The sequence below is a fragment of the Methylobacter sp. genome, from assembly GCF_023227905.1.
Lineage (GTDB): Bacteria > Pseudomonadota > Gammaproteobacteria > Methylococcales > Methylomonadaceae > Methylobacter_A.
Map to the genome: position 1 here is coordinate 1 of NZ_JALOCF010000099.1, position 5,063 is coordinate 5,063.

Genomic DNA, 5,063 nt, shown 5'->3' on the forward strand with positions numbered 1-5,063 from the left:
TTTCCTCGCGTTCGACCCGCAAACCATTAGGCCGGCTGACGATGACTTTGCGAGTGGCCGCGAACTCGATTTTTTCCCCTGATGTCTGTACGGTGTCGTAACTGTCACTGAGGTTTACCGAAAATGTCTGGGTCTTGGCCAGGTAATTGGCCATACGCTGCAAAATACCCTTGGCATCAGTCGCTTCTGGTCCCGCTTGCGGCAAGGTTTGCTGCAAAGTCACAGCCTGTGGATGGCTCACCGTCTGCTGCTCCGCGCAACCCACGAATGTCGACAGAATAGCCACGCATAGCGCGTTGCGTACTCCTATTTGTAGTGTTTTATGCATAACTCACCTCCTTAAGGTGATGGGATTAAACTGATAGAGGCGCCCGTTGCATATAACACTATGGCTACACGCGAACACCATGCGATTTGAGTTGAAGTAACGCACCACTGCAACCGTTTTTTCATTCCGCAGCACCCCCTTGAGTCATGGCCGTGTTTAATTCAACCCTGACCGGATGGGTTATATTTAAATGCACGTCGCGTTGCGGGAATGCAATGGCAATTCCATTTTGGGTGAGCAACTCTTCGATCTGCAGGCGAACGTCGCTCATCAGGCGCATACGGTTGGATTGTACTAACAGATCGACCCAAAAATCCAACCTATAATTTAGAGCGTTTGCTCCGAACTCGTCCAGATAGACCTCGGGAGCAGGCTGCTTCAGTACTTGGGGATGTTCGACTGCCACCCGTTCAATCAGGGCCAATACCGTCCGAGCCGGCGAGCCATACGCGACACCAACATTAATGGTGCAGCGAAGACGCTGATCGGACAGCGTCAAGTTAGTAACATTATTTTCCAAAAAACTGCTGTTCGGTATCAACATGTCGATGCCGTCAAACCTATGCACTTGACAGCAACGGCTACCGATTTGAGTCACTCGACTCAGCACGCCCTCGATTTCGACCATATCGCCCAGCCTGATCGAACGCTCCGTCAATAAAATCAGGCCGCTGATGAAATTGTTGATAATGTTCTGAGCGCCGAAACCGACGCCAATCGCCAAGGCGCCACCGAAAAAGGTAAACACCGTCAAAGGAATATGTACGCTAATCAGGGCAAAAACGATGATTGCCACCACCGCAACCAAGGTGAACAACCTCAGAGACAACAATCCGGAACTCGCCTTGGTAGGCTGCCAGATTTTCACCCTGCGCGAGCCATGCGCCGCAATGAGACTGACCAGCCACAGACCCACCGCAAGTATCAATATCAATTTGACGATCTTGCTCACCGTCACGCTACGTTTACCGCTAATCTCCCGCCCTTCAACGACGATGGTGTCATCGATAGCCAGCAGTTCGAACTCGCTGAACGCATTTAGCAAATCCATGGAATCGGTGTAAAAAGCTTTCAGCCTTTCAATTAATGAGGCATCGGCATGTCTTAACTGTAACGACTCGAGTATATTCGTCAGACGGCTATTCAAGTCATCGATTTCACCAAGCGCGCGTCTTACTAACCTTTCCTCACTGGCAAAGGCTGCTCTTTTAAGCTCTTCCTGTTTTTGATTGCCGTACTCGCTTTGCCAGTTAGCCAGTTTTTTTGCCTGGTTATCCAAACGGATTTGAATCGTATCCAGTTCCGATTTCAGATACTGACGCCATAATGAGAGACGCTCTAACCCCTGCTTTATATCCATCGTTGCTTTATTCAAAGCTTTCAGATCGTCGGTATGATCGACAAGATAACGCAGCTCCCAAGCATGTTGCTCATTCACCAATGCCAGCGAAAGCAAACGCAACACTCTCAAGTTGGAAGACGCGGCCTGACTGTCCACCGAATCGACTTCAAGTATCTGCTGGATGCTTTCAACCTCACGCGTAGCGTTTTCAACTTCGGTTCCGGATAGCGATTTGATACGTTCACTAAGCTTTGTTAACCGATCTCGCGTACGTTGCAACTGGCTATCCGCTGCTTGTGTCGCCCTGATAGCCTGGGAAATTTCGTTATCCAGCTCCGTCTGACGCTTGGCAATCTGATCCAGTTTCTTGTTTAAATCGGCTTGTGATAGCGGGGAACTGCTACTTGCCTGCAAGGCTTGACGGAGTAGCAATGCTTTTTCGTCAGCTAAATGAGCCAAGCGTTCGTTACGTAACTCGCTGCTTGTCGTAAGCAAGCCGATTCGAGCTTCGTCTCTATGGTTACGCAAAGCATTCAGTTCCTGTAGCCATCGCGCCCGGTCGACCTGCTCGGGTTTGGCAACCTCAAGCGCCTCGTTCGCCTTGCGCAAATTCTGCGCGGATACCTGAAACTCCTGACGCCGGGTATCCAGCAAACCATCAAACATAGTCTGTTCGAGTCTGATGGCCTCAATTTCTCGGGCTTTCAGCCGAACTTGCTGCCATTGGTTATCGATAAAATCCATCGAATAAGGCGGTGGTTCGGGGAAATTGGTCCAAACCATGGCTTTTTTTTGAAAATCCTCACGCGTTTGAACAATCCCACGAAACTTACTTAAGGTATCCAGATGCTGTTGGTAGTCGTTCAACAACAAATTTAACAATCGTGTGTATTCGGCCCATTCGGTCTCTGTAGCCGCAACAGGCGGAACCGCTCCTTCTTTCGATGACGCGGCCAGGCGTTCGAGCACTTGATTGAGTCTAGACTTTAGTTCCGTTTCTCTTGCCTGCAACGAAGCCGCATCCCCATTGCCAGACTGCGCATTCGATGACTGATTGGACGCGGGCAATCCTTCAGCATGCACCGGCATGGCAAGCAAACACGACATCACCGCCAATACGGTGAACGGAAGGCACCGCCGTGCAAGCGACATCCCTAGCGAGTATGCAACAGCGCCGGACCGAAGCAGCAAATCTCGATGCGAATTACTCATGATTGCCTTGGTCAAGACCGTACCATTAATTGACCGAGTATCCCATCGCTCCCAAACACGATTTCATGGCCCGATTGTAATTATCCAAGCCAGGCGGTGGCGCGGACGCGGCTTGCTGTTGCCGGTCGCGCTCTTGAAACCCGCGCTTCATAGCGCCGCCAACAGCGCCAATGGCGGCCCCCTTACCGGCATCGCCGGCAATCGCGCCGATGGCCGCGCCAGCCGCTGCGCCACGGAAGCCGCCTTTGAGCGTTTCCTTGGAAGCGCTGCCAAAACCAGGACCAGAATTCTGCGCTGGAGGATTGCTGGGATCATAGCCGGATTGCTGCACCGACCAGTTATGGCAGTTATACTGGTCTTGCTGCTGTTGCTGCGGGCTTTGCCCGGCAGCAGGATAGATCATCAGATTCTGAGCCACGGCATTCATGGTTCCCAAGCCCAATAAAACCGCACAGGCCATGGTGTTACGGACTTTTCGATAGCTAATATTCATTTTTTTGCCTACTTGAGTGAGTGATATGCGTACAGTCGGGGCGAACCATTATTGTTCGGGCCGATTGGCACCACAGTTCTCCAGCCTGTAAGCCATCCGATCCGACCAGTCATCAAATGTCAGGGTAACGTCGTCCCATTTGCTGGTAACACCGGTAACCGACTTATTGCCGACCATACGATCGACCGCCGCGGCAATTCGCTCTCCGCTGCTGGCGTCGGTGATTTCCACCTCACCACTGGCCTTGCCGACAAACGTGGCCGTACCGGTGGCTATTTCTTTCGATGCTGACATCACCAACATCTGCGGCACGAAGGTTGACACCGTATCCAACTCCACCCAGGAACCCTCGGCTTCGGTGATTGCGGCTCTGACTCTTAATGCGCCCGGCTGCGGAGTTTTGACGATTTGATAGTGTTTGCCCAATTCGTTGACCAGCGAGCCGTGCAAATGATTGACCAGCATTTGCCTGTCCTCGGCAGTTATCGAGGCCATCTCGCTATTGCGACTAGTCCAAATACCGACTGGATCAATCAGAATCTTGTCATAAGTTCTACAAGTTTCCTGATACTTTGGATTGATGTAGATCTTCCGCGCTTCGCCGGCTTGTCCCTCGCGCAAGACCGAATAATCCCTTAAAAATCCGGACTCTTCGACGTCTCTGGCCTCCTTGATCGGCGCGCAGCCGGAAAGTCCCATCATCAAGGCCAACCCGAAAATACCGATAACTGTTTGCTTGGTATTACCTGTCATTTTTAGTCCTCATTTTTTCATGATAATGAATTTAATTTACGGATTGATGCGAGTAATTTTGGAACCTTGCAAACCCAGTCCGGCCATCAATCCTCTTTGCCCAAACACAAAGGCATAAACGTCATCCCGCAGGGTAGTGTTAGTGACTTTCTTGGCCATGCCTTCGTCCAACACCACGATATTAGGCCCGACCCCCACTTCGAAACCCTCTCTGCTATCGAGACTGGCTAACGCCGCGTCGTTCATGAAGAACATCGCGTAACTAAACATTTGCACCCCGGCCTGCAGGCCATAAGAGCCGGCAACGATGTTGTAATAACCGGTAGTCCTTCCGCCTTTACGCAAGGCGCCCTTGCCATATTCGGCGCCGCCGATGAAACCGGCCTTGACGACATTCGGAAATACCAGGATGCCCTTGGCTTTTGCCGCCAGCGTTCTGGCCGATGGCGTGGTTTCGTAGAGTTGGGCCAGCGCTGCGTTCACTTCGCGGTCGATTTGAGCGGCATTAGTCCTCGAATCGGCATGGGAACCGCCAACGGACTGACAGCCTGTCAACGTCGACAACAGGATCAACATTAAACTGCCGATTAATATGAATTGTGAATGGATACTGGTTTGCCGGTATTGTGCCGATATTTTCATGATTTATTCCTCTGTGGTGAATTGGATATTTAATGTGTTTAAAGCCGGATCGCTCGGCGTCAATTTCAACGCTTTGCGGACGACTGCTCGCGCTTCTTGAGCGCGCCCCGAGCCGATCAACGCAACGGCATAGACATAGCTTAAACGGGCTTGCTTAGGCGCAAGCCTGACTGCGCGTTCCAGCGATTCCAGTGCCTGCTCGGTGTTTTTTAGTCTGACCTGCAACAAGCCCAGGCTATGATGCAGGTCGGCCGAGTTCGGCAATCTGGCCAAGCCTTGCTCGAGCACGGTTT

At 51.6% G+C, this 5,063-nt stretch carries 6 protein-coding genes; all 6 read right to left on the reverse strand.

Features of this window, described 5'->3' with window-relative positions:
• A partial coding sequence (locus M0R47_RS21180; protein ID WP_292558346.1) for a DUF2092 domain-containing protein occupies positions 1-328 on the reverse strand: 328 nt, incomplete at its 3' end.
• 121 nt (positions 329-449) lie between these two features.
• Positions 450-2,882 carry a mechanosensitive ion channel domain-containing protein gene (locus M0R47_RS21185; protein ID WP_292558347.1) on the reverse strand — a complete coding sequence of 811 codons (2,433 nt, stop codon included), beginning with the start codon at positions 2,880-2,882 and terminating at the stop codon, positions 450-452.
• Positions 2,883-2,907: 25 nt separating this feature from the next.
• Positions 2,908-3,375 (reverse strand): glycine zipper family protein, encoded by a 468-nt coding sequence (locus M0R47_RS21190; protein ID WP_292558348.1) that lies wholly within the window; start codon positions 3,373-3,375, stop codon positions 2,908-2,910.
• A gap of 48 nt (positions 3,376-3,423) precedes the next feature.
• The gene (locus M0R47_RS21195) at positions 3,424-4,128 is read right to left on the reverse strand and encodes a DUF3313 domain-containing protein (protein WP_292558349.1); all 705 of its coding nucleotides are present in this window, start codon (positions 4,126-4,128) and stop codon (positions 3,424-3,426) included.
• Positions 4,129-4,164: 36 nt separating this feature from the next.
• On the reverse strand, positions 4,165-4,770 hold the full coding sequence (locus tag M0R47_RS21200) for a lipid-binding SYLF domain-containing protein (RefSeq protein ID WP_292558350.1): 606 nt from the start codon (positions 4,768-4,770) through the stop codon (positions 4,165-4,167).
• A 3-nt stretch (positions 4,771-4,773) separates the two neighbouring features.
• Positions 4,774-5,063 (reverse strand): tetratricopeptide repeat protein (locus M0R47_RS21205; protein ID WP_292558351.1); only part of this gene is annotated, 290 nt, incomplete at its 5' end.